A 22,130-nucleotide genomic window follows, 5' to 3' on the forward strand; every position below is an offset into this window, starting at 1 on the left:
GGCACGATTTGCTACACAAGACGGCATGGGTGTGAGCGTCGACGAGTTCCTCAAGCTGCTGGACCGGTTGCCCGAGGCGCGCCTGGGCGATCATGGTGGCACCTGGGTCAGCCTCAAGGTGCGTGACAAGGGCTTCGGTTATCTGTGGGAAGAGACCGAGACCGTTGGGCTCAAGGCGACGATCGAGGAGCAGATGGCGCTCGTCGCCGAACGGCCCGATGTGTTCGAGATCCAGTTCACCGCCGGCCGGTTCGGGTGGGTGGTGGTGCACCTGAAGCGGATCGACGCTGACGAGCTGTTCGAGCTGGTCGCCGAGGCGTGGTGCTTGACGGCGCCCAAGGAACTGGTCACCCCCTTCGAGGCTGCTCATAAAATCGGGCAATAGGGCGTAAAACCAGTTGGAAGTCGCGGTTAGGATCAGGCACCGTGACAGATATGGACATCGAGCTGCGCGAGTGGTGCGCGGACGACGCTCCTACCGTGCTGCGCGCGTTCCAGGCGCCGGACATGGCCGGTCAGGCGTCGTGGCCGATCGTCTCACTCCAGGACGCGGTGGGCTGGATCGCGTCCTGGCCCGGCGCGGGCCACGCGTTCGCTGTCACGCTCTCCGGCCAGGTCGTGGGCAACGTCGCGGTGACGGGCATCGACGGCCACGACAACGGCTGGGTCTCCTACTGGACGGTGCCCGAGGCCAGGGGTCGTGGTGTCGCGGCGGCGGCCGTGGTCGAGCTGACCCGCTGGGCTTTCCGCGAGCGCGGCCTCTATCGGCTGGAGCTGGGCCACCGCATCAACAACCCGGCCTCGTGCCGAGTGGCCACCAAGGCGGGCTTCCGTCCTGAGGGCATCGAACGCCAGAAGCTCCGCTATGACGGCCGCCGCTACGACGTCGAACGCCACGCCCGCCTCGCCACCGACTGACTGTCTGCCATCACCCACAGACCTGCCATCGCCCACCGCCGCGGACGGCTGGGGCTGTGGGACGGAGAGTGCCGAATAGCTCGCGCCTGGTCATGGGTGGGCGAGCTGATCTAGGCTCGGGGGGTGGACAGCGAGAGCTCGGCCGCGGCCGGCCTGCTGGCGGCACTGAGCCGGGCGGCGGAGATTCTCGCCGAATTACACCACCCGTTCGTCCGGAGCCAGCCCTTCTCCTATTTCTTTCCGCCCGCCGGCGTACGGACCGGGACCGCGTTCACCCTCCCCGACGGCCGTGAGCTCAGCTTCGCCGTCTCCATCTCCGCCGCCAACGGCGAGTTCCACGTCGACGGGGTGATCTCCGTCGAGGGTGACGTACTGCTGGGGCTGCCGCGCAAGACCACGTCCAGCATCCACGACGGGCTCGCCGTGCTCGACGACTATGCGGGCGAGCTGGCCGCCCCGGCCGGGCAGCTCATCGACCAGCAGTTGGACAATATTGTCTGACTGTCTGACAATAATAGGCATGAAGAACGGACCTTTCGCCGTCATCGGTGCTTCCGTGCTCTGGGGGACGGCCGGTACGGCGGGGCTGCTCGTCTCGGCCGACTCGATCGCCTTGGCCGCCGCCCGACTGGTCATCGGCGGCACAGCGCTCGCACTGGTCGGCCTGTTCGCCGGAGCCGGAGCCGGAGCCGGAGCCGGAACGGGAGCGGGAGTTGGGCGGGACCCGTTGGTCACGCCCAGGCAGCCGGTCACCCCCAGGCTGCCGCCGGCCCTCAGGTTGCCGGTGACTCCCGGGTTGCTGGCCGCCGCCGTTGCCGTCGCCGTGTACCAGTTGTGCTTCTTCGCCGCGGTCGCCCGCACCGGCGTGGCCATCGGCACAGTCGTCGCGATCGGCAGTGGGCCCGTTTTCACCGGGGTGCTCTCCTGGTTGCTGCATGGTGAGCGGCCGAGCCGGCGGTGGGCCATGGCCACCGCCGCCGCGGTCTGCGGGTGCGCCGCCCTGATCGTGGGCGGTGGTGCGCAGGCGGGCGGGCAGATGGTGTCCGGGGTGCTGTTCGCGCTGCTCGGCGGGCTGCTGTACGCGTTCTACGCCGTCACCGCCGCTCGGGCGATCAGCACCGGCGCGTCGTCGAACGCGGTCATGGGGGTGATGTTCGGCGGCGCCGCCGTCATCATGGTGCCGGTCCTGCTCTGGCGGGGCACCGAGTGGCTGGCCGAGCCGCGCGGGCTGTTCGCCGCTCTGTACCTCGGCGTCGGCGCCACCGCTCTGTCTTACTTCCTGTACGGCCGAGGACTGCGTACCACGCCGGTGGCCACGGCCGCCACCCTCGCCCTGGCCGAGCCGGCGGTCGCCGCGCTGCTCGGGCTGGTGGTGCTCGGCGAACGACTGACCTCGGTGTCCATCGCCGGGCTCGTCCTGCTGGCGATCAGTCTCGTGGTCGTGGCCGTACCAGAAAAGCGGCCATCCGAAAGGCCGCTCGCGGAGAGGCCGGCGTCTGAGGAGGCGCGGGCGGTCGCGGGGGAAACGGTGTGTCCCGATGAGGCGTTAGAGTCGCAGCCGTGACGTTGCCGCTCAGACCCGTCTCCGCGGTCGGCGCGCTCGCCGACGCGCTGCGCCGCAGGGTGCTCTCCGGTGAGATCGGGCCGGGTACGGCGCTGCCCGAGCAGGAGCTCGCCGCCACCTACGGGGTGGCCAGGCCCACGGTCCGGGAGGCCCTGGCTGTGCTGGTGCACGAAGGGTTGCTCAGGCGTGAGCGCAATCGCAGCGCCTATGTCCCCGAGGTGACGATCGCGGACCTCGACGATCTCATGTACGTACGTCGGCCGCTGGAGGGTCTGATGGCCACGGCGGTGGCGGGGCGGCGGGTGCCGGCGGCGGAGGCGGCGCTGCTACGGATGGACGCGCTGCCCGCCGACGCGCCGTGGTCGGAGTCGGTGGCCGAGCACATGGCGCTGCACCAGGCGCTGATCGAGGCCGTGGGCAGCCCGCGGCTCGAACGGCTCTACGGCGCGCTGGCCGCGGAGACCCGGCTCGGCCTGGTCCGGCTGCGTGAGGTCTACGAGGACAGGGACGTGCTCGTACACGAGCATCGAGAGCTGCTTGACGCCATCGCCGACGGCCCGGCCGATGCGGCGCGGGCCGCGGTGGTCGCCCACCTCAGCCACACGTGGGGCGGCGACGCATCCCCCCGAACCGGGACCGACCTCCCGTAAAGAGACCTCTGGCAAGAGAGGCTCCCTCGCACGGCCCCTCCTCGTAAGAAGGCCTCTAGCAAGGCCGCTCCCGAGCCCTCCTGAGCCCCTCCTGGCCCTCTGCCGGGCCGATCTCGCGATGGAGATCCGCACCCAATATCGCGAACTCTTGCGGCGGGACCCCAGATGTCGCGAGAATCGCGGCCATGCACGGCAACCCGATGCCGGACTCCTACGTGTACGTCACGGAAGAGGGCGTGACCCGTCACTATGCGGACGGGAGCGTCGAAGCCCTTGCCTGGGAGGACGTGGTCGAGGTCCGTGTGGTGACCGAGTCAGGAGAGGACGTCCTCTATATCCTGCTCGACCGCGATGGCGAAGGCTGCGTGGTACCCAGGTCGGCCACCGACGCCACGTTTCTGGCGCGTCTGCGCTATCTGCCCGACTTCGACCTCGACCGGCTGCACATCGCCGCCGAGTCGGCACATGACGGAGTCGTGGTCGTCTGGCGGAGCCCCGATCCGCCATCCGCACTGCCGGATCTGGAATATGACTAGCCCCGTCATATTCCGGCAACCTGCTGAAATGTTGCCATAAACCGCACATTTGCCGACGTGTCGATCAGCACTTTTGGATCGTTCCGTCAACCCCTTCTCCGCCCCGAGTTCCGTCCGGTTGTGGACATTTAACGGTATATCGCTTGTCGGAGTGGATCTTTACTCTTTAGTGGGGGCCGCCGCCCTTGATTGTGCATGGGGGACTTGTCAACCCATGAGGTTCAAGGAACGTCATGTTCTTGCGGTGCACAAAAGTTTTCAGGGTGGTGCTATGAGGGTGGGGACCGGGGAGTCCGATGTCGTGCTCCTCGAAGCCGTACCACGTCGCGCGTCAAGTATCTGGACGCGTGCGTACTTACGGCTTCTGTGGGGTGGCGACACGGCGTGCGCGCTGGTCGCGTGCGTCTGCGTGCTGGGCATTCGCCTCTTGTCCGGCGCGTACGTTCCGTTGGCCGAATTCGTTCTAGGAGTGAGTCTGGTCATCGCCTGGCCCTTCGCGTTGGCGATGGGTGGCGCGTACCGGCCGCGCGCGCACGGCGAGGGCACTGAAGAGTTCAGGGCCGTCTTCAACGGCGGCGCCGGGTTGATGGCCGCGGTCGCGATCGGCGCCTACGCCACGCAGACCGTCGTCGCGCGCAGCTTCGTGATGGCGATGCTGCCGCTGGCGCTTCTGTCCGCGTTGTGCTTCCGCTACAAGCTGCGAAAACGGCTGCACAGCCGGAGAGTGGTCGGCGACTACATGCGCGAGGTCATCGCCGTCGGCCATCGCGAATCCATCCTCGACCTGGTCATGCAGTTCCGCCGTCAGCCGTACCACGGCATGCGGGTCGTAGGCGCCTGCCTGCCGCCGGACCGGATGGACGTCGACCTCGACGGCATCCCGGTGCTGGGCTCGTTCGGCGACGTCGCCGAGGTGGTGTACCGGATGGGAGCCGACGCGGTCGCCGTCACGGCCTGCCCCGAATTCGACGGGTCGGCGCTGCGACGGCTGGCGTGGAGCCTGGAGGCCGCGCGCACCGACCTGTTCGTCGCGCCCGCGCTCATGGAGGTCGCCGGCCCGCGGATCAGCATCAGGCCGGTCGCGGGGATGCCGCTCCTGCACGTGGGGCATCCCGAGTTCGACGGTGCCAGGCAGATCGTCAAGACCGTCTTCGACCGGCTCGTTGCGGGAGCCGCGTTGCTGCTCATGGCCGTGCCGCTGCTGGCGATCGTGCTGCTGATCCGCCTCACCAGCCCGGGCCCCGCGCTGTTCACCCAGACTCGGGTCGGCAAACGCGGCAAAGAGTTCCGTGTCTTGAAATTTCGGACCATGGTGGAGGACGCCGAGAAGCTCAGAGACGCCCTCCTCGATGCCAACGAATTGGACGGGGTGCTCTTCAAGATTAGGAACGATCCAAGAATCACTCCGGTAGGCGCCTTCCTCCGCAAATACTCGCTGGACGAGTTGCCCCAACTGGTCAATGTCATGCGCGGAGACATGTCACTCGTCGGCCCCCGGCCGCCGCTCCCGGAGGAGGTCGCCAAGTACGGCAGCGACGTCCGCCGCCGCCTGGTCGTCAAGCCCGGCATGACGGGACTCTGGCAGGTCAGCGGTCGCTCCAACCTGAGCTGGGAGGAGTCCGTACGCCTCGACCTGAGGTACGTGGAGAACTGGTCCCTCATCCTCGACCTCCAGATCCTCTGGAAGACCTGGTCCGTCGTCACCCGTGGAGAAGGGGCTTACTAGCGGTGAAAGCACTCGTGCTGGCCGGAGGGTCGGGCACACGGCTACGGCCCATCACCCACACCTCGGCCAAGCAACTCGTGCCGGTCGCCAACAAGCCGGTGCTGTTCTACGGCCTGGAGGCGATCGCCGAGGCGGGGATCAGGGAGCTCGGACTGGTCGTCGGCGACACGCAGGCCGAGATCGAGGCGGCCGTCGGCGACGGCTCCGCGTTCGGCCTGCAGGTGACCTATCTGCGCCAGGAGGCGCCGCTGGGCCTGGCCCACGGCGTGCTGATCGCCCGCGACTTCCTCGGTGACGACGACTTCGTCATGTACCTGGGCGACAACTTCATCGTGGGCGGCATCAACGGCCTGGTGGACCGGTTCGCCAGGGAGCGGCCCGCCGCCCAGATCATGCTCACCAGGGTCGGCGATCCGCGCCAGTTCGGGGTCGCCGAGCTCGACGCCGCCGGCCGGGTGATCGGCCTGGAGGAGAAGCCCGACCGGCCCAAGAGCGATCTGGCGCTGGTCGGCGTCTACCTCTTCAGTCCGGCCATCCACGCCGCCGTGGCCGAGCTCAAGCCGTCGGGGCGTGGCGAGCTGGAGATCACCGACGCGATCCAGTGGCTGATCGAGTCGGGACTGCGCGTCGAGTCCTCGGTGATCTCCGGCTACTGGAAGGACACCGGCAACGTCACCGACATGCTGGAGGTGAACAGGCTCGTGCTGGAGTCGCTCGACCGTCGGGTGAGCGGTCAGGTCGACCAGGCCAGCGAGCTGATCGGGCGGGTCGTGGTGGAGCCCGGCGCCGTGGTCGAACGCTCGCGCGTCGTGGGCCCGGTGATCATCGGCCCCGGCGCGCGGGTACAGGACAGCTATGTCGGCCCGTTCACCTCGATCGGCGCCGACTGCGCGATCGGCCGCAGCGAGATCGAATACTCGATCGTGCTGCCCCGAGCCTCCATCCAGGGTGTCGGCCGGATCGAGTCGTCGCTCATCGGCCACGACGTCGAGGTGACCCCCGCTCCGGACACCCCCAAAGCCCACCGCCTCGTGCTGGGCGATCACAGCAAGGTGCAGATCAGTTCATGACAAGGATTCTGGTGACGGGTGGGGCCGGCTTCATCGGCTCGCACTTCGTCCACGGGCTGGGCGACGCGGACGTGACCGTGCTCGACAAGCTCACCTATGCCGGCAACCGGGCCAACCTCCAAGGGAGGCCGCACACCTTCGTCCACGGTGACATCTGCGACGCCGAGCTGCTCGGCGAGGTGGTGCCGGGCCACGACCTGGTGGTCAACTTCGCCGCCGAGTCGCACGTCGACCGGTCGATCGACGGCCCGGCCGAGTTCATGCGCACCAACGTGCTCGGCACCCAGACGCTCTTGCAGGCATGCCTGGAGGCCGGGGTGCCGAAGGTGGTGCACGTGTCGACCGACGAGGTCTACGGCTCCATCGACCACGGCTCATGGGAGGAGTCCGCGCCGCTCCTGCCGCGCTCCCCGTACGCCGCGTCGAAGGCGGGCGGCGACCTGGTCGCCCGCGCGTACGCGATCACGTACGGCCTCGACGTGTCGATCACCCGGTGCGGCAACAACTACGGCCCGAGGCAGTACCCGGAGAAGGTCATCCCGCTGTTCGTCACGAACTTGCTGCGCGGCGAGCGGGTCCCGCTCTACGGCGACGGCGGGAACGTCCGCGACTGGATCCACGTCGGCGACCACTGCGCGGGCATCCGCCTGGTGGCCGAGAAGGGCGCGCCCGGCGAGGTCTACCACATCGCGGGCACCGCCGAGCTGACCAACAGGGAGCTGACCGAGCGGCTGCTGGAGGCGTGCGGCCGGGACTGGAGCATGGTCGAGCCCGTCGAGGACCGCAAGGGCCACGACCGCCGCTACTCGCTCGACGACACCAAGCTGCGCGCGCTCGGCTACCGGCCGGAGATCGCGTTCGAGCAGGGGCTCAAGGACACCGTCAGCTGGTACGCGAGCAACGCGGCGTGGTGGAGAGCTTGAAGCAGAACACCTTGCTCACCTCCGCGCTCTGGGCACTGCTGTCGCCGTTCGCCGGCTGGGCAGTGCTCCGCGTGGCCGGTTGGGAGCCCAAGCTCAGGTGGTCCCAGCTCGTGTCGTTCACCCCCTACGCGGCCGCGGGCTCGCTGGTGCCGCTGGCACTGGCTCTGGCGCTGCGCAACCGGCCCGCCACGTACGCCGCGCTGGTGGTGGGCGGGCTGCTGGCCTCGGTGGTGCTGCCGCGCGCGGTGCCGCAGGGCGTCCCCGAGGCAGCGGGGCAGCCGCTGCGCGTGATGACCGCGAACCTGCGCGTGGGCTCGGTGCCCGCCGAGGCCCTGATCGGCGCGGTCGAGCGGAGCCGCCCCGACGTGCTCACCCTTCAGGAGCTCACTCCGGACCTCGCGGCGCGACTCGACCGGGGTGGCCTGCGCGCCCTGCTGCCGTACCACCTGGAACAGCTGGGCACGGCCGTCTACTCGCGCTTCCCGCTGCGTCCGGGACTCGGCTTCGCGGCGGGCCAGTGGCAGCACGTCGGCGGCCTGCTCACGCTGCCCGACGGTTCGGAGGTGGACGTCGTCGGCGTGCACGCCTGCGCGCCGGCCGGCGGCTGGCTGGCGGGATGCTGGGCGCAGAGCATCCGGGTCCTGCCGCCGGCGGTGGCCAAGCGGCCGCGCGTCCTGGCCGGCGACTTCAACTCCACGCTCGACCACGCGGTGCTGAGGGAGCTGATCGCCACCGGCTATCAGGACGCCGCGTCCGTCACCGGGAAGGGACTTGTCATGACCTGGCCGTACTACGGGCGCTCCGCCCTCGTCCCCAAGGTCGCCATCGACCACGTGCTGGCCTCCGAGGGGGTGGTCGTGCGCTCGTTCGAGACGCTCGCCCTCCCGCGGACCGACCATCGCGCCACGGTCACCGACCTGGTGCTGAGGCGGCGCGCATGAGGTGGGTGATCACGGGTGCGGGCGGCATGCTCGGCACCGACCTGACGGAGCGGCTGCGGACCACGCCGGGGATGCGAGTCCGCCCGTTCACCCGGTCCGAGCTGGACCTGTGCGACGCCGGTGCCGTCGCCTGGGTGCTGCGCGCGGCCAGGCCTGACGTGGTGGTCAACTGCGCCGCGTGGACGGCCGTCGACGACGCCGAGACGCGCGAGAAGGAGGCCCTGGCGATCAACGGGACGGCCGTGTCCGTGCTCGCCCGGGTCGCCGCCGACCTGGGCGCCCGGCTGATCCAGCTCTCCACCGACTACGTCTTCGACGGCGCCGGGGTCGGGCCGTACCGGGAGAGCGCCCCGACGGGGCCCATCAACGCCTACGGCAGGACCAAGCTCGCGGGCGAGCACGCGGCGCTGGAGCACGGTCACCACGTGGTGCGTACGGCCTGGCTCTACGGCGCCCACGGCCGCAGCTTCGCCCGCACGATGGTCGGCCTCGAAGCCTCCCGGCCGACCGTCTCCGTGGTCGACGACCAGTTCGGCCAGCCCACCTGGACCGGTGACCTGGCCGAGCGGATCGTCCAGCTCGGCCGGGCGGACGCCCCGCCCGGCGTCTACCACGGGACGAGCGCCGGGCGGACGAGCTGGTACGACTACGCGAGAGAGCTCTTCTCCCTGCTCGGGGCCGATCCCAGCCGGGTCGGGCCCATCCCGAGCACGGCGCTGCGCCGGCCCGCCCCACGCCCCGCCAACAGCGTGCTGGCGCACGGGAACTGGCAGGCCGCCGGGCTGCCGCCGATGCGGGAGTGGTCCATCGCCCTACACGCGGCCTGGCCGGCCCTGCTGAGGGCCTGGGGAGCTCGCGTAGTGGGCCAGACAGTCGGCGTAGGAGGGGAGTAGACCTTGCTCGATCGCTTCCGCCAGCGTGGGTGCCGCGGCGTCCTTGTCCGAGAGGATCGGCTCGATGCCCTCCGGCCAGACGATGCCGAGGGCCGGGTCCAGCGGATGGATGCCGTGCTCGCGCTGCGGGGCGTACGAGGTGGAGCACAGGTAGATCACGGTGGCCGACTCGCTGAGCGTGAAGAACGCGTGGCCGAGCCCTTCGGCCAGGTAGACCGCCTGCCGCGAGACGTCGTCCAGCTGCACCGCCGCCCACTGGCCGAAGGTGGGCGAGCCGGTTCTGAGGTCCACCGCGACGTCGAGGACGCTGCCGGAGACGCACGTGACGTACTTGGCCTGACCGGGCGGCACATCCGCGTAGTGGAGGCCGCGCAGCACGCCCCTGGCCGAGACCGAGCAGTTGGCCTGGGCGAGGTCCAGCGGGCGGTCGAGCTCGTCGCTCCTGAACCACTCCAGGAACTGCCCGCGACCGTCCTTGTGGATATGCGGGCTGAACAGCCAGGCGCCGTCGAAACCGAGGGGATCCATGAGCCGGATCCTGACATAGCAGGAACGTTCCCACCAGAGCGTGTAACGCGTGAGATGGCAGTCGCGAAATGCCAGTTGATTGAGGCATGTGGTCCTGAGCGGGGTCAGGATCACCATCCCGATCTGTACGTTTCCGGGAGCCAGCAACCCATCCCGCCCCACGCACGGCCTCGCAAGACCTACGAGGGGAGATCGGTTCGACTCGCACCATGCACGTGTAAGGGGCAAGCCCAGATGACCACGGTATTCACCGGCAGCACGATGAACGACGAGGCACGACGCGAGAGGATCTTCCAGGGCGACGTCTTCGTCTACACGGCCTCGCCCGCGTCCCGCGAGCTCGTGTCCTTCGCCCGCGAACTGGTCGCCGAGACCTTCGGCGGCGTCGATCCCACGATCGCCCAGCACAGCATGCCGGTCGAGCGGTTCGCCGCGCTGCTGGCCGACGTCAAGCCGCGCTTCATCCACCATCCGAGGTGCAAGGAGCTCATCGCGGTCCTGCTGGACGAGCTGGGGTTCGCGCCGGACGAGACCTACTTCGACGTGCCGCGGTTACGGACCTCGACCTCCGACGGCTACCTCGACTCGGGTATCTCGTACGCCTACCACGCCCACCGCGACTGCTGGTACTCGGCGCCGTTCAACCAGGTGAACTGGTGGATCCCCGTCTACGACGTGGTGCCGGAGAACGTCTTCGCCCTGCACCCGGAGTACTTCACCCAGGCCGTGCGCAACGGCAGCGGCCGCTACGACTACGCCTCGTGGGTCAGGACGGAGCGCCCGTCGGCCGCCCAGCACATCTACAGCGACACGCGCGAGCAGCCGAAGCCGGAAGAGGACCTCGACCTGTCCGGCGAGCTCAGGTTCGTCATGGAGCCGGGCGGGGTGCTCCTCTTCTCGGGCGCCCAGTTGCACTCGACCGTACGCAACACCTCGGGCGTGACGCGCTTCAGCATCGACTTCCGCACCGTCCACATCGACGACGTCAGATCACGCAAGGGCGCGCCCAACGTGGACGCGGCGTGCCTGGGCACCACTCTGCGCGACTTCATGCGCGCCGGGGACCTGGCACGCATCCCGGAGGAGCTGTCGGCGGAGTACGAGAAGGAGGCCGTGGCTCACGTGGAGCGAGCCAACGGTAGTTCGTACTGAATTTCACACATCGGGAGGGGACCATGGCTCGTTGGTTACAGCGCGGAAGAGGCCGAGGCCGGTGACCGTCTGCCGGCTCTGCGGCTCGGGCGAACTGGCGAGCGTGGTCGACCTCGGTGCCACGCCGCCCTGCGAGCTGTTCCTCACCAGGGAGCGGCTCGACGAGCCCGAGCTCACCTACCCCCTGCACCTGCGGGTCTGCACGAGTTGCTGGCTCGCCCAGATACCGCCGCTGATCCAGCCGGAGGAGACGTTCACGGAGTACGCGTACTTCTCCTCCTTCTCCACCTCCTGGGTGGAGCACGCCCGGGAGTTCGTGGCGGCGGCCGTGGACCGGTTCGCGCCGGGCTTCGTGGTCGAGGTGGCCAGCAACGACGGCTACCTGCTGCAGCACGTGGCGGAACGAGGGGTGCGCTGCCTGGGCATCGAGCCCTCGGCCAACGTGGGCCAGGCGGCCAGGGACAAGGGCATCGCCACGCTTACGGCCTTCCTCGACCCGGAGACCGGGGCGGCGGTCCGCGCCGAGCACGGGCCGGCCGACCTGGTCGTGGCCAACAACGTGTACGCGCACATCCCCGACGTCGTCGGCTTCACCCGAGGGCTGCGGGCGCTCGTCGCCGACGACGGGTGGGTCTCCATCGAGGTGCAGCACCTGCTCACGCTCGTGGAGCTGAACCAGTACGACACGATCTACCACGAGCACTTCCAGTACTACACGGTCGCCTCCGCGCGGCGGGCCCTGGCCACCGGCGGCCTGGCCCTGGTCGACGTGGAGCTGCTGCCGACGCACGGCGGCTCGATCCGGCTCTGGGCCCGGCCCGAGGAGGCGGGCGGCGAGCCCACCGAGCGGGTGGCCGACGTGCTGGCCAGGGAGAAGGGGGCCGGGCTCGACGAGCTGGCCGGGTACGCGGAGTTCGCCGCCCGGGTGGCCAAGGTCCGCCGCGACCTGCTCCGCTTCCTCATCGACGCGGCCGAGGCGGGCAAGACCGTGGCCGGCTACGGCGCGCCGGGGAAGGGCAACACGCTGCTCAACCACTGTGGCATTCGCGAGGACCTGCTGGCGTACACGGTGGACCGCAATCCGTACAAGCACGGCAGGTTCACGCCGGGCACCCGGATCCCGATCCTGCCGCCCGAGCGCCTGGCCGAGGACCGGCCGGACTACGTGCTGGTGCTGCCGTGGAACCTGCGAGAGGAACTCACCGAACAGCTCTCCTATGTCCGCGAATGGGGCGGGCAGCTGGTCTTTCCCATCCCGAGTCTGGAGATCGTGCCATGAAGGTCGTGCTCTTCTGCGGTGGGTACGGCACGCGGATGCGCACCGGAGCGCCGGGCGAGGTACCCAAGCCCATGCAGCTCGTCGGTCCCCGGCCGCTGATCTGGCATGTGATGCGCTACTACGCGCACTTCGGGCACACCGAGTTCATCCTCTGCCTCGGTTACGGCGCCCAGCACATCACGGAGTTCTTCCTGGACTACAAGGAGACCGCCTCCAACGACTTCCGGCTGCGCGGTGGCGAGGTGGAGTTGCTGTCGCAGGACATCTCGGACTGGTCGATCTCCTTCGTACAGACCGGCGTCCAGTCGCCGATCGGCGAGCGGTTGCGGCGCGTCCGCGACCATCTGGACGGCGAGGAGGTGTTCCTGGCCAACTACGCCGACGTGCTCACCGACGCGCCGCTGCCGGAGATCGTCGACCGCTTCATGGCCGCCGACGTGGGGGCGTCCATGATGGTCGTGCCGCCGCCCGGCACCTTCCACTGCATCGACATCGACGACGACGGGCTGGCGAGGGACATCGCGCCGGTCACCCAGATGCCGATATGGGTCAACGGCGGATATTTCGTTCTCCGTCAGGAAATTTTCGATCACATCCCGGAAAATGGGGATCTGGTGGGGGATGGCTGTGTGGAGTTGACCAAACGGGGCCGGCTCATGACCTACCGGCACCGCGGCTACTGGCGGCCGACCGACACCGTCAACCAGCGGATCGAGCTGGACGAGGCGTACTCGCGTGGCGACAGGCCCTGGGCGCTGTGGGAGGCATGATCCGCCTGACGGCCGCCCGGCTGGGCCGGATCGTCGCGCTGGGCGCGCACTGCGACGACATCGCGATCGGGGCGGGCGGCACGCTGCTCACCCTCTGCGCGGGCCGGCCAGGGCTCCAGGTCGACGCGCTGGTCCTCTCCGGCGGCGGCACCGAGCGCGAGGACGAGGAGCACGCGGCGCTCACCGCCTTCTGCCCCGGGGCCGACCTGCGGCTGACCGTGCTCAAGCTGCCCGACGGCCGGCTGCCCGCGCACTGGGAGCAGGCCAAGGAAGCGCTGGAGCTGCTGCGGGCAAGGACCGATCCCGACCTGATCCTCGGCCCACATCCGGGAGACGCCCACCAGGACCACCGGGGCCTGGCCGAGCTCGTGCCCACGGCCTTCCGCGACCACCTGACGCTCGGCTACGAGATCGTCAAGTGGGACGGTGACCTCGGCCGCCCCACCGCCTACCAGCCGCTGCGGCCGGAGGTGGCGGCGGAGAAGGTCGCCCTGCTGCGGCGGCACTACCCCTCGCAACTCCGGCGTTCCTGGTTCGACGACGAAGCCTTCCTCGGGCTCGCCCGCATCCGCGGCATCGAGTGCGGCGACAGGTACGCCGAAGCCTTCCACACCCGCAAACTGACCCTCGACCTCGCAGGAGACTAGCCGGATATGCGTGTACTGCTGACCGGACACCAGGGCTACCTGGGCACCGTCATGTCCCCCGTACTCGTGGAAGCGGGACACGAGGTGACCGGCCTCGACTCAGGGCTGTTCGCCGACTGCGTCCTCGGGCCGCGGCCCGACGACCCCCAAGGGCTCGCCGTGGACCTGCGCGAGGTCCCGGCCGAGGCACTGGCCGGATTCGACGCGGTCGTGCACCTGGCCGCCCTGTCCAACGACCCGCTCGGCTCGCTGGCGCCCGAGCTGACCTACGACATCAACTACCACGCCTCCGTACGGCTGGCCCGGCTGGCCCGCGAGGCGGGCGTGCGGCGCTTCCTGTACGCCTCCACCTGCTCGGTCTACGGAGCCGCCGGCGGGGACGACTTGGTCACCGAGGAGGCGCCCCTGAGTCCCGTGACCCCCTACGCCGAGTCCAAGGTGCGTGTGGAGGACGAGGTGCTGAAGCTGGCCGACGCCGACTTCACGCCGGTCTTCCTGCGCAACGCCACGGCCTTCGGCTTCTCGCCCCGGCTGCGCGCGGACATCGTGCTCAACAACCTGGTGGGGCACGCGCACCTGTCCGGCGAGGTGCGCGTGCTGTCCGACGGCACGCCATGGCGGCCCCTGGTGCACGCGCTGGACATCGCGGACGCGTTCGCCGCCGCCCTGGTCGCGCCGCGTGAGGCCGTACACGCCGAGGCGTTCAACGTGGGCACCGAGCAGAACAACGTCACCGTGGCCGGGATCGCGGCGACCGTGGTGGAGGCGGTGCCCGGCGCCACGCTGGCCATCACGGGGGAGACGGGCGCCGATCCGCGCTCCTACCGGGTCGACTTCTCGCGGATCCGCGCCGCGCTGCCCGGATACGAGGCGCGCCGCTCGGTGAAGGAGGGCGCGCTCGAACTCATCGACGCCTACCGGCGGCACGGGCTGACCAGGGAGGGCTTCGAGCGCCGCTTCACCCGCCTGGCTCGCCTCTCGGACCGGCAGGCCGCAGGGACGGTCGACGAGCGGCTGATGCCCTCGTGACCGGCCTCGGAAAGGAGATGCACCAGCTGGTGGAGCGTCTCTACCCGCTGTGCCGGAGCATCACGGGAGACGGCGTCCGCCGCACCCTGGAGATCGTCGGCGAGCACCTCGCGCTGAACGTGCACGAGGTGCCCACCGGCACGCAGGTGCTCGACTGGAACGTGCCCAAAGAGTGGAACATCCGCGACGCCTACATCAAGGGCCCCACGGGCGCCAAGGTCGTCGACTTCGCCGAGTCCAACCTGCACGTGGTCGGCTACAGCGTGCCGGTCTCGGCCCGGATGCCGCTGGCCGAGCTCCGCGGCCACCTGCACACGCTGCCGGACCAGCCGGATCTCATCCCCTACCGGACGAGTTACTACGCCGAGGACTGGGGGTTCTGCCTGCGTCATGAGACGCTGGCGGGCCTCCGGGAGGGCGAGTACGAGGTCGTGGTGGACTCCACGCTGGCGGACGGCCACCTCACGTACGCCGAGCACGTCGTGCCCGGCCGGACGGGCGAGGAGGTGCTGATCTCCTGCCACACCTGCCACCCGTCGCTGGCCAACGACAACCTGGCGGGCATCGCGGTGGCCGTCCAGCTGGCCCGGCGGCTGGCGGCGGCGTCGCCGCGCTACACCTACCGCTTCCTGTTCGCGCCCGGCACGATCGGGTCGATCACCTGGCTCGCTCGAAACCGGGACGCGGTCGAGCGGGTCAGGCACGGGCTGGTCCTCGCGTGCGCGGGGGACGGCGGCGCGCTCACGTACAAGCGGAGCAGGCGCGGCGACACGGAGATCGACCGGGCGGTGGGGCACGTGCTGCGCTCCTCCGGGCGCCCGCACCGCACGCTCGACTTCTCCCCGTACGGCTACGACGAGCGGCAGTACTGCTCACCTGGATTCGACCTGCCGGTCGGCTGCCTGACCAGATCGACGTACGCGGGCTATCCGGAATATCACACCTCGGGGGACAATCCGGCGTTCGTGCTCCCCGAGGCAATGGAGGACACCCTGGAGACCTGCTGGGAGGTGACCCGGGTGCTGGAGGGAGACCGGCGCCTGGAGAACCTCAGCCCCTACGGCGAGCCGCAACTGGGGCGGCGCGGCCTCTACGGGGCGCTCGGCGGCAGGAGCGACACCAAGCAGGCCCAGATGGCCATGCTCTGGGTGCTGAACCTCTCGGACGGCACGCACTCGCTGCTGGACATCGCGGAACGGGCCGGCCTCCCGTTCCAGGCGGTGGCCGAGGCGGCGGCGAGCCTCGAAGACGCGGAACTGGTGAGGGAATGGAAACCATGAGCTTGCGGGTCGGAGACCTGGTGGAGATCCGCAGCGAGGCCGAGATCCTGGCCACGCTGGACGAGCGCGGCGAGCTGGACGGCCTGCCGTTCATGCCGGAGATGCTGAAGTTCTGCGGTCAGCGCCTCACCGTGCACAAGGTGGCGCACAAGCTGTGCGACACGCTGACCAAGACGGGCCTGCGGCGCATGGACAGCGCCGTGCACCTGCTCGGCGCCCGGTGCGACGGCTCGGCGCACGGCGGCTGCCAGACCGCCTGCTCCATGTACTGGAAACAGGCGTGGATCAAGCGGGTCGCGGCGGACGAGTTGCCCCCGAACGCCGTGCCGGACTCCCGGCTGCTGCCGCTGCTGGAGATCAACAGCCGCAAGCCGCCGGGCGAGGACGGCTCCGAACGCTACTCCTGCCAGGCGACCGAGCTGCTGAGAGCGGCGCCCGTACCGCTGCCGATGGCCGATCTGGGGCAGTTCGTGGCGGACGTGCGGACGCGGAACGTCGGCGTGCTCAGGACCCTGAAGGCCACCGGAATCGGGCTGTACAACCGCTTCCAGCACTTGACGAGGAGAAAGCTGCCCCGCGCGCTGCGTGTCAAGGGCGGTCGGCCGTGGGGCACGATGAAGGGCGAGATCAGGGGCCGCACGCCGGTCCAGACGCTCGACCTCCAGCCGGGCGAGCTGGTCCGCGTACGGTCCAAGCAGGAGATCCTGGCCACCGTCAACGAGGACCTGTCCAACCGCGGCATGAACTTCGACGCCGAGCTGGCCCGCCACTGCGGCCGCACCGCGCGGGTGCGCGCCCGGGTGGACCGCTGCATCGACGAGCCCACGGGACGGATGCTGGAGATGAAGACGCCCTGCATCGTGCTGCAGGACGTGGTGTGCGAGGGCGTCCACTCGCTGAACTGCCCCCGCGAGTTCTTCCCCTTCTGGCGCGAGATCTGGCTCGAACGGGTGCCGGACGGTGAGTGAGCCAGTAGTGAGTACGAGCGAGCCCATCAGCGATCACCGGGCCGGGTCGGCGAGCAGGGGACTACGGTGGGGGCTGCTGGCCAGGGGCGGGTCGAAGCTGGCCACCTTCACCCTGAGCCTCGTGCTGGCCCGCCTGCTCGCCCCGGAGGACTTCGGGTTGTACGCGGTCGCGCTGGCCGCCAACCAGTTCCTCTTCTACATCAACGACGCCGGCATCGTCGCGGCCGTCGTGCAGTGGCGCGGCAAGCTGGAGGACATGGTGGTCACCGCGACCACCGTCGTCATCACCCTCAGCGTGGCCATCTATGCCGTGTTCTGGGTGGCGGCGCCCTACTTCACCGGCCTGGCGGGCAACATCTCCGCCACCCCGGTGGTGCGGCTGCTCACCGTGATCATCGTGATCGACGGGTTCGTCAACGTACGCAGCGCGGTCATGCTCCGCGGCTTCCAGCAGGACAAAATAGCCAAGGCGAACATGGCGGGCATCGCCGTCCAGGTGCCGGTGGCGATCACCCTGGCGGCCACGGGTGCGGGCGTCTACAGCTTCGTCATCGGCGCGGTCGCCAACTCCCTGGTGAGCGGCATCCTGGTGTTCGTCTGGGCCAAGATGCCGCTGCGGCTGGGCTTCGATCGGGCCATCGCGCGCAAGCTGCTGGGCTTCGGCGTGCCCCTGGCGGTCAGCCTGGCCATCGAGGCGCTGGTGCTCAACGCCGACGCGATCATCATCGGCCGGCTCCTGGGCGCGACCACGCTCGGCTTCTACATGATCGCGCTGAACGTGTCGAGCTGGGTGCCGGGACTGGTCGGCGAGGCCCTGCGCCACGTCACGCTGCCCGGCTTCTCACGGGTCGCCGAGGAGCGCCCGGAGGCGTTCTCCGCGCGCGTCCAGCAGCTCGTGCCGATGCTGATCACGCTGGTGCTGCCCGTCGCGGTCCTGTTCGGCGTGCTGGCGCCCCTGGTCGTGCCCTTCCTGTACGGCGAGCGCTGGCTGCCCGCCGCCCAGGCGCTGTCCTTCCTCATGGCGCTGATGGTGGTGCGGATGCTCACCGCGCTGGCCTTCGACATCCTGACCTCGCTCGGCGCGACCAGGCTCGTCGTGTGGATGAACCTGAGCTGGGCCGTGGCACTGCTGCCCGCCCTGTACGCCGGCGCCCGGCTGGACGGCATCCGGGGTGTGGCGATCGCGCACGCGGCCGTCGCGCTGCTGATCGCCCTGCCCGTGACGGCGCTGCAACTACGCCGCTCGGGCGTCGTGCTCGGACCGGTCCTGCCCGGGATCCTCCGGCTGCTCCTCGGTGGCCTGCTGGCCGGCCTGGCCGCCTGGCTGGTGTCCAGGCTGACCGAGGGCGCCTTCGACTTCGTCCGGCTCTGCGTCGCCGGAGGAGCCGGGCTGATCGTGTACGTGGCGACCGGCCTCTCGCGAGACCGGATCAGGAAGATTCGCGAGGTGGTGACGAGCTGAGCGGCCCCCGCAGGCCGCGGGCCACGTCGATGGCCGAGTGGGCGACGTTGCGGGCCATGGGCACGGCGTTGCGCCGCAGCCAGGGCCGCAGCGCCGCGTAGGCGCGCAGCCGCTGGCCGCGGGTCAATGGAGCGTTCCTGATGACCCGCAGCAGCGCGCGGCCCTCTTCCACGTTGGGCAGGAAGAAGCGCTGGTCTCCGGGCATCTCGCGGGCGCGGAAGGCCCGCGCGTGGTTGACCTGGCTGTTGCTGCCCGGGTGGTTGCGGTGCCGCAGCAGCAGCTCGTCCACCACGACCAGCGGCCCGAGCAGGGCCAGGCCCGAGATCATCACCCGGTCGGCGGGCAGGATGGCCTCCAGCGGCCGGGCCCGCAGCAGCGTCTCCCTGCGCATGAGCCCGTAGAAGTGCATGGTCTCGTCGTAGTTGTCCAGCCGGTGGCGCAGGCGCGTCACCGGGTCGGGCTGGTCGGTGGGGGCGGTGTCGCGCCAGGTGCCGATGGTCTGTCCGGTCTCGTCGATCTCCTCGACGCCCGAGACGGCCGCCGCCGCCGACGGATGGCGGCGCAGCGCCGCCGAGAGCAGGGCCAGGCGGTCCTCGTGGTACTCGTCGTCGGAGGTGGCGTAGGAGAAGAACTCGCCGCGGGTCTCGTGGACGACCTTGTTGTGGTTGGCCGTGATGCCGACGTTGCGCTCGCGCCGCAGGTAGCGGACGCGGGGATCGGTCCTGGCCAGCTCGCGGCAGAGCTCCTCGGTGCCGTCTGTCGAGCAGTTGTCGGCGATCACCAGCTCGAAGTCGACCCCCTTCTGGGAGAGGACCGAGCGCAGGGCGCCCTCCAGGTACGGCTCGCCGTTGTAGACGGGCATGCCGACCCCGATGGGCGGTTCGGCGCGGCCGACGAGTGAGGCGGAGGAGCGTACATTTGGGGATCTGGACGTCATCCGGGCAGCCCTTCTAGCGGAAGCTGAGGTGAGGCTGAGGTACGGTCGCGCCGATGTTCTCGCGAAGTAGGGCGAACGGCAACCAGGTCCGGTGATTCGTAACATCGACTCGTCCGGTCACGATAAGCAATCTGTACCATTTTTTATGGCCAGGCATTGGCCCATATTGGCGGGGGCTTGGGCGGGTAAATATGGCTTTTTGGAACGATCTGTTAGGCCTTATCCGAAACAAGCGTGTTGGACCTCCCATCATCGCCCTCGCCCTCGTCCTGGCGTTGGTGGCGTTCTTCGTGGGGTCACCGCGTTACGAGACCGAGTCGTCGCTCATCCTGACCGCGCCGCCGTCCGGTGGCACCCTGTCGATGGATCCCACCAAGCCGGTCGGCCTGACCAACCCGCTGCTGCAGTACAACGACGGGCTGCGGACGGTCGCGGGCATCCTCATCCTCGCGCTCAACAGCAAGGACGAGCTGCGCAAGCTCGGGATCGAGGAGAACGGCAGCACCGAGATCGTCATCGACGACGGCCGGTCGAACGCGGACCTGCTGGGCGTCGTGACGCAGGGCCCGTTCATCCACATCAAGGTCGTGAGCCGGACGGCGGAGACGGCGAAGGGCGTCCTCGAGCGGGCCGAGCGGCGCCTGCGTGAGGAGCTGACCAGCTACCAGACCTCGCTGGGCGCGCCGAAGAGCACGTTCATCGCGGTCAACAACGTGGCGCTGATCCCGGTCGCGTACGACGGCGGGGGCAAGCTCCAACTGGCCGTGGAGGTGCTGGTCGTCGCCCTGCTCTTCGGCTTCGGCGCCGCCTACCTGATGTGGATCCGCCGCGTCCGGGGCCGTACCGCCCCGGCGGAGCCGACCAAGGACGAAACGGACGTACTACCCGAACCCGCCGCCGAGCCGGAAGCGGCGAAGCCCCTTAATGGCCGCTCAACGGTCATGTCTTCCGCAGGATCCGACGACGACCCGGCCGCGGACCGCGACAGCGACGGCCCCCCGACGGAGGAGTTCGCCCGGATCAACGGCGAGTTCCTGGGGATCGCCCCCGACCAGCGAAAGCCCGACCAGGACGGCCGCGCGGGTTAGGTGAGCGGGTCCGCGCGGCGCCGGGGTCAGGAAACGCGGTTGGCGACCTCGGCGCAGCGCTCGATGGCCGCCTGCCGCACCTCTCGCGGGGTGCCCGACTTGGCGGAGATCATCATGCCGATCGCCCCGGGCCCGAGCCGATCGGCGAAGGCCAGGGCGGTCGGCAGGTCCATCGGCGACTCGTCGGGGGTCTTGTGGCACAGGCCGGTGTCCGACGGCGGGCGCTCGTCCGGCGTGTTGAGCACCTCGTCCACGAACAGGCCGTAGAGCATGAACTCCGACACGTGCAGCCGGGAGCCGAAGGCGTCGGCCCAGTGCCGGCCGGTGTTCTCGGTGAGCCGCCGCTGGAGCCCGCGCACGATGGCGGGGTCCCAGAAGGTGAGCGGGCTCATGTAGTCGGGCAGCGGCGGCTCGGGCGCCGGTGGCAGTTTGAGCAGCTCGCGGGCGACCTGGTGCCACAGCACGTGCCGCGTCATGAGCGGGTGCACCCCGTCCTCCAGCCGGTGCAGCAGCGGCCGGCCGCCGACCAGGGAGCGCTGGGCCGTCGTCGACCGGACGAGCACCACGTCGGAGTCGGCCACCAGGACCACGTCCGCGTCCATCGCCGCCGTGGCCGCCAGCTTGACGATCTGCTGCATCACCCAGCCGCGTACGGGCGGCCAGGGGCGCAGGGCGTTGACCCACATGCCCACTCGGGGCACCTTGACGTAGCGCTTCGGCAGCAGCTCTCCCACGGTCCTGACCCGGCAGCGGGGCCCTTCGTGGGCGGCGAACAGACGCCGGTCGGCGCGCGGCACGAAGACGTGGTGGACGGTGTCCTCGGGGGTGTACTCCAGTACGGAGCGGTGCAGATCGGCGAACTGATCCGCGTCGGGTCCATAGCTGGGGGTGACGACGGCCAGCGAGGCCATGGGCTTGGTCACTCACCCTCATCGCAGTGAAGCTTTGGCACGTTACACGTGATAAGTAACGCTGGTCGCAGCCTCGCCGATGCTTTGACGTACGGCTGGAACATGCCTGGGGGGCTGTGTTGGACTTCTGGAGCGCGATCATCGTCCTCCTGCGTCGCTGGTACATCGCGGCTCCCGCGTTCCTGCTGACGCTCGCCGCCGCCTACGGCGTCTACACCCAGATCCCCGTCCAGTACTCCTCGACGACGGTCATGGTGCTCACGGTGCCGCCGAGCGGGTCGTACCGGCCGCCGAACCCCAAGAACCCCAACCCGATCATCAACCCGCTGCTCAACTTCGACGGCGGGCTGAACATGTCGGCCTCCATCCTGGTGCAGATCCTCAACACCACGGAGGTGGCCGGCCAGATGGGCATCCGGCCGGACGGCAAGACCACCTACAGGGTCAACAACGGCCACCCCAATCCCGAGCTGCTCATCAGCGCGCCCTTCGTGGTCATCGAGGGCAAGAGCCTGGCGCCCCAGGACGCGCGGGCGATCGTGGTCCGGGTCGCCGAGCGGGCCAAGGTCGAGCTGAAACGGCGTCAGGAGGTGCTGAAGGCACCGCCGGAGACGTACATCAACCTGAACGAGATGGTCTCTCCGACCGAGCCGCTGCCGGAGCGCGGCGGGAAGATCCGCAGCGCCGCGGCCGTGTTCGCGCTGGGCGTGGCCGCCGCGCTCGGCGCCTCCTTCTGCGCCGAGAGCGTCATGACCGGGCTGCGGCGCAGGAGGGACGAGCGGGACGGGCCGGAACCGGCGCCCGAGGCGGACGTCCGGACCGAGGAAGCGGTGTTGCAGCGTTGAACGTGGCAATCGA

General features: G+C 69.7%; 24 protein-coding genes. 21 read left to right on the forward strand and 3 right to left on the reverse strand.

The features are described 5' to 3' along the window. Positions 1 to 25: 25 nt before the first annotated feature. The 11 genes from AB0L53_RS48400 (at position 26) to rfbD (ending at position 9,221) form a co-directional block, all read left to right on the forward strand. Positions 26 to 385, forward strand: a complete 360-nt coding sequence (locus AB0L53_RS48400) for an MmcQ/YjbR family DNA-binding protein (protein ID WP_364010307.1) — start codon at positions 26 to 28, stop codon at positions 383 to 385. Positions 386 to 435: 50 nt separating this feature from the next. Then, positions 436 to 918: a GNAT family protein gene (locus AB0L53_RS48405; RefSeq protein WP_358554195.1), complete on the forward strand. Its 483-nt coding sequence runs from the start codon at positions 436 to 438 to the stop codon at positions 916 to 918. A gap of 123 nt (positions 919 to 1,041) precedes the next feature. Then, positions 1,042 to 1,419, forward strand: a complete 378-nt coding sequence (locus AB0L53_RS48410; protein ID WP_364010309.1) for a hypothetical protein — start codon at positions 1,042 to 1,044, stop codon at positions 1,417 to 1,419. Positions 1,420 to 1,438: 19 nt separating this feature from the next. Next, positions 1,439 to 2,482, forward strand: a complete 1,044-nt coding sequence (locus AB0L53_RS48415) for an EamA family transporter (protein WP_364010312.1) — start codon at positions 1,439 to 1,441, stop codon at positions 2,480 to 2,482. Continuing rightward, positions 2,479 to 3,132, forward strand: a complete 654-nt coding sequence (locus AB0L53_RS48420) for a GntR family transcriptional regulator (RefSeq protein ID WP_364010315.1) — start codon at positions 2,479 to 2,481, stop codon at positions 3,130 to 3,132. Before AB0L53_RS48415 ends, AB0L53_RS48420 begins: the two co-directional genes overlap by 4 nt. A 185-nt stretch (positions 3,133 to 3,317) precedes the next feature. Next, complete coding sequence (locus tag AB0L53_RS48425; protein WP_225298795.1) at positions 3,318 to 3,668, forward strand: hypothetical protein; 351 nt, start codon at positions 3,318 to 3,320, stop codon at positions 3,666 to 3,668. Positions 3,669 to 3,939: 271 nt separating this feature from the next. Further along, positions 3,940 to 5,394 carry a sugar transferase gene (locus AB0L53_RS48430; RefSeq protein WP_364010318.1) on the forward strand — a complete coding sequence of 485 codons (1,455 nt, stop codon included), beginning with the start codon at positions 3,940 to 3,942 and terminating at the stop codon, positions 5,392 to 5,394. Between the two features lie 2 nt (positions 5,395 to 5,396). Beyond that, a complete protein-coding gene (locus AB0L53_RS48435) occupies positions 5,397 to 6,464 on the forward strand; it encodes a glucose-1-phosphate thymidylyltransferase (protein WP_364010321.1) in 1,068 nt (355 codons plus the stop codon). Further along, a complete protein-coding gene (gene rfbB, locus AB0L53_RS48440; protein WP_364010324.1) occupies positions 6,461 to 7,387 on the forward strand; it encodes a dTDP-glucose 4,6-dehydratase in 927 nt (308 codons plus the stop codon). Before AB0L53_RS48435 ends, rfbB begins: the two co-directional genes overlap by 4 nt. Further along, the gene (locus AB0L53_RS48445) at positions 7,384 to 8,328 is read left to right on the forward strand and encodes an endonuclease/exonuclease/phosphatase family protein (protein WP_364010327.1); all 945 of its coding nucleotides are present in this window, start codon (positions 7,384 to 7,386) and stop codon (positions 8,326 to 8,328) included. The genes rfbB and AB0L53_RS48445 overlap by 4 nt, the downstream gene beginning before the upstream one ends. Then, complete coding sequence (rfbD, locus tag AB0L53_RS48450) at positions 8,325 to 9,221, forward strand: dTDP-4-dehydrorhamnose reductase (protein ID WP_364010330.1); 897 nt, start codon at positions 8,325 to 8,327, stop codon at positions 9,219 to 9,221. The genes AB0L53_RS48445 and rfbD overlap by 4 nt, the downstream gene beginning before the upstream one ends. Here rfbD and rfbC read toward each other — a convergent pair. Beyond that, positions 9,141 to 9,749 carry a dTDP-4-dehydrorhamnose 3,5-epimerase gene (rfbC, locus tag AB0L53_RS48455; RefSeq protein WP_364010333.1) on the reverse strand — a complete coding sequence of 203 codons (609 nt, stop codon included), beginning with the start codon at positions 9,747 to 9,749 and terminating at the stop codon, positions 9,141 to 9,143. The two genes, rfbD and rfbC, sit on opposite strands and share 81 nt — an antisense overlap. 234 nt (positions 9,750 to 9,983) lie before the next feature. Here rfbC and AB0L53_RS48460 point away from each other — a divergent pair, with 234 nt between their 5' ends. The 8 genes from AB0L53_RS48460 (at position 9,984) to AB0L53_RS48495 (ending at position 18,336) form a co-directional block, all read left to right on the forward strand. After that, a complete protein-coding gene (locus AB0L53_RS48460; RefSeq protein WP_364010336.1) occupies positions 9,984 to 10,901 on the forward strand; it encodes a hypothetical protein in 918 nt (305 codons plus the stop codon). Positions 10,902 to 10,962: 61 nt separating this feature from the next. Beyond that, on the forward strand, positions 10,963 to 12,180 hold the full coding sequence (locus tag AB0L53_RS48465; protein ID WP_357954837.1) for a class I SAM-dependent methyltransferase: 1,218 nt from the start codon (positions 10,963 to 10,965) through the stop codon (positions 12,178 to 12,180). Then, a complete protein-coding gene (locus AB0L53_RS48470; RefSeq protein ID WP_364010339.1) occupies positions 12,177 to 12,950 on the forward strand; it encodes a sugar phosphate nucleotidyltransferase in 774 nt (257 codons plus the stop codon). The genes AB0L53_RS48465 and AB0L53_RS48470 overlap by 4 nt, the downstream gene beginning before the upstream one ends. Continuing rightward, positions 12,947 to 13,597 (forward strand): PIG-L deacetylase family protein, encoded by a 651-nt coding sequence (locus tag AB0L53_RS48475; RefSeq protein ID WP_364010342.1) that lies wholly within the window; start codon positions 12,947 to 12,949, stop codon positions 13,595 to 13,597. Before AB0L53_RS48470 ends, AB0L53_RS48475 begins: the two co-directional genes overlap by 4 nt. Before the next feature lie 6 nt (positions 13,598 to 13,603). Then, positions 13,604 to 14,626 carry an SDR family oxidoreductase gene (locus AB0L53_RS48480; protein WP_364010345.1) on the forward strand — a complete coding sequence of 341 codons (1,023 nt, stop codon included), beginning with the start codon at positions 13,604 to 13,606 and terminating at the stop codon, positions 14,624 to 14,626. Positions 14,627 to 14,643: 17 nt separating this feature from the next. Next, the gene (locus AB0L53_RS48485) at positions 14,644 to 15,906 is read left to right on the forward strand and encodes a DUF4910 domain-containing protein (protein ID WP_364010348.1); all 1,263 of its coding nucleotides are present in this window, start codon (positions 14,644 to 14,646) and stop codon (positions 15,904 to 15,906) included. Next, the gene (locus AB0L53_RS48490; protein ID WP_364010351.1) at positions 15,903 to 16,874 is read left to right on the forward strand and encodes a hypothetical protein; all 972 of its coding nucleotides are present in this window, start codon (positions 15,903 to 15,905) and stop codon (positions 16,872 to 16,874) included. The genes AB0L53_RS48485 and AB0L53_RS48490 overlap by 4 nt, the downstream gene beginning before the upstream one ends. Beyond that, entirely contained in the window at positions 16,867 to 18,336 is a 1,470-nt protein-coding gene (locus AB0L53_RS48495) for an oligosaccharide flippase family protein (RefSeq protein WP_364010354.1), read from the forward strand. The genes AB0L53_RS48490 and AB0L53_RS48495 overlap by 8 nt, the downstream gene beginning before the upstream one ends. Here AB0L53_RS48495 and AB0L53_RS48500 read toward each other — a convergent pair. Then, positions 18,305 to 19,273, reverse strand: coding sequence for a glycosyltransferase (locus AB0L53_RS48500; RefSeq protein ID WP_357954851.1), 969 nt, complete (start codon positions 19,271 to 19,273; stop codon positions 18,305 to 18,307). The two genes, AB0L53_RS48495 and AB0L53_RS48500, sit on opposite strands and share 32 nt — an antisense overlap. Before the next feature lie 278 nt (positions 19,274 to 19,551). Between AB0L53_RS48500 and AB0L53_RS48505 the strand changes: the two genes are divergently transcribed. Beyond that, the gene (locus AB0L53_RS48505) at positions 19,552 to 20,361 is read left to right on the forward strand and encodes a hypothetical protein (RefSeq protein WP_364010357.1); all 810 of its coding nucleotides are present in this window, start codon (positions 19,552 to 19,554) and stop codon (positions 20,359 to 20,361) included. A gap of 26 nt (positions 20,362 to 20,387) precedes the next feature. Here the strand turns inward: AB0L53_RS48505 and AB0L53_RS48510 are convergent, their stop codons facing one another. Then, the gene (locus tag AB0L53_RS48510) at positions 20,388 to 21,284 is read right to left on the reverse strand and encodes a DUF6492 family protein (RefSeq protein WP_364010360.1); all 897 of its coding nucleotides are present in this window, start codon (positions 21,282 to 21,284) and stop codon (positions 20,388 to 20,390) included. 107 nt (positions 21,285 to 21,391) lie between these two features. Between AB0L53_RS48510 and AB0L53_RS48515 the strand changes: the two genes are divergently transcribed. Further along, positions 21,392 to 22,117: a hypothetical protein gene (locus AB0L53_RS48515; RefSeq protein ID WP_364010363.1), complete on the forward strand. Its 726-nt coding sequence runs from the start codon at positions 21,392 to 21,394 to the stop codon at positions 22,115 to 22,117. The last annotated feature ends 13 nt before the right edge of the window (positions 22,118 to 22,130 follow it).

The sequence above is a fragment of the Nonomuraea sp. NPDC052129 genome (genome assembly GCF_040680095.1).
Classification (GTDB): domain Bacteria; phylum Actinomycetota; class Actinomycetes; order Streptosporangiales; family Streptosporangiaceae; genus Nonomuraea.

Excerpts from the sequence above, each read along its gene's own strand:
- AB0L53_RS48480 (WP_364010345.1), top strand. The coding sequence starts at position 13,604 with ATGCGTGTACTGCTGACCGGACACCAGGGCTACCTGGGCACCGTCATG.
- rfbC (WP_364010333.1), bottom strand. The coding sequence starts at position 9,749 with ATGGATCCCCTCGGTTTCGACGGCGCCTGGCTGTTCAGCCCGCATATC.
- AB0L53_RS48485 (WP_364010348.1), top strand. The coding sequence starts at position 14,644 with ATGCACCAGCTGGTGGAGCGTCTCTACCCGCTGTGCCGGAGCATCACG.
- AB0L53_RS48405 (WP_358554195.1), top strand. The coding sequence starts at position 436 with ATGGACATCGAGCTGCGCGAGTGGTGCGCGGACGACGCTCCTACCGTG.
- AB0L53_RS48470 (WP_364010339.1), top strand. The coding sequence starts at position 12,177 with ATGAAGGTCGTGCTCTTCTGCGGTGGGTACGGCACGCGGATGCGCACC.
- AB0L53_RS48460 (WP_364010336.1), top strand. The coding sequence starts at position 9,984 with ATGACCACGGTATTCACCGGCAGCACGATGAACGACGAGGCACGACGC.
- AB0L53_RS48430 (WP_364010318.1), top strand. The coding sequence starts at position 3,940 with ATGAGGGTGGGGACCGGGGAGTCCGATGTCGTGCTCCTCGAAGCCGTA.
- AB0L53_RS48490 (WP_364010351.1), top strand. The coding sequence starts at position 15,903 with ATGAGCTTGCGGGTCGGAGACCTGGTGGAGATCCGCAGCGAGGCCGAG.
- AB0L53_RS48400 (WP_364010307.1), top strand. The coding sequence starts at position 26 with ATGGGTGTGAGCGTCGACGAGTTCCTCAAGCTGCTGGACCGGTTGCCC.
- AB0L53_RS48475 (WP_364010342.1), top strand. The coding sequence starts at position 12,947 with ATGATCCGCCTGACGGCCGCCCGGCTGGGCCGGATCGTCGCGCTGGGC.
- AB0L53_RS48415 (WP_364010312.1), top strand. The coding sequence starts at position 1,439 with ATGAAGAACGGACCTTTCGCCGTCATCGGTGCTTCCGTGCTCTGGGGG.
- AB0L53_RS48425 (WP_225298795.1), top strand. The coding sequence starts at position 3,318 with ATGCACGGCAACCCGATGCCGGACTCCTACGTGTACGTCACGGAAGAG.
- rfbB (WP_364010324.1), top strand. The coding sequence starts at position 6,461 with ATGACAAGGATTCTGGTGACGGGTGGGGCCGGCTTCATCGGCTCGCAC.
- AB0L53_RS48500 (WP_357954851.1), bottom strand. The coding sequence starts at position 19,273 with ATGACGTCCAGATCCCCAAATGTACGCTCCTCCGCCTCACTCGTCGGC.
- rfbD (WP_364010330.1), top strand. The coding sequence starts at position 8,325 with ATGAGGTGGGTGATCACGGGTGCGGGCGGCATGCTCGGCACCGACCTG.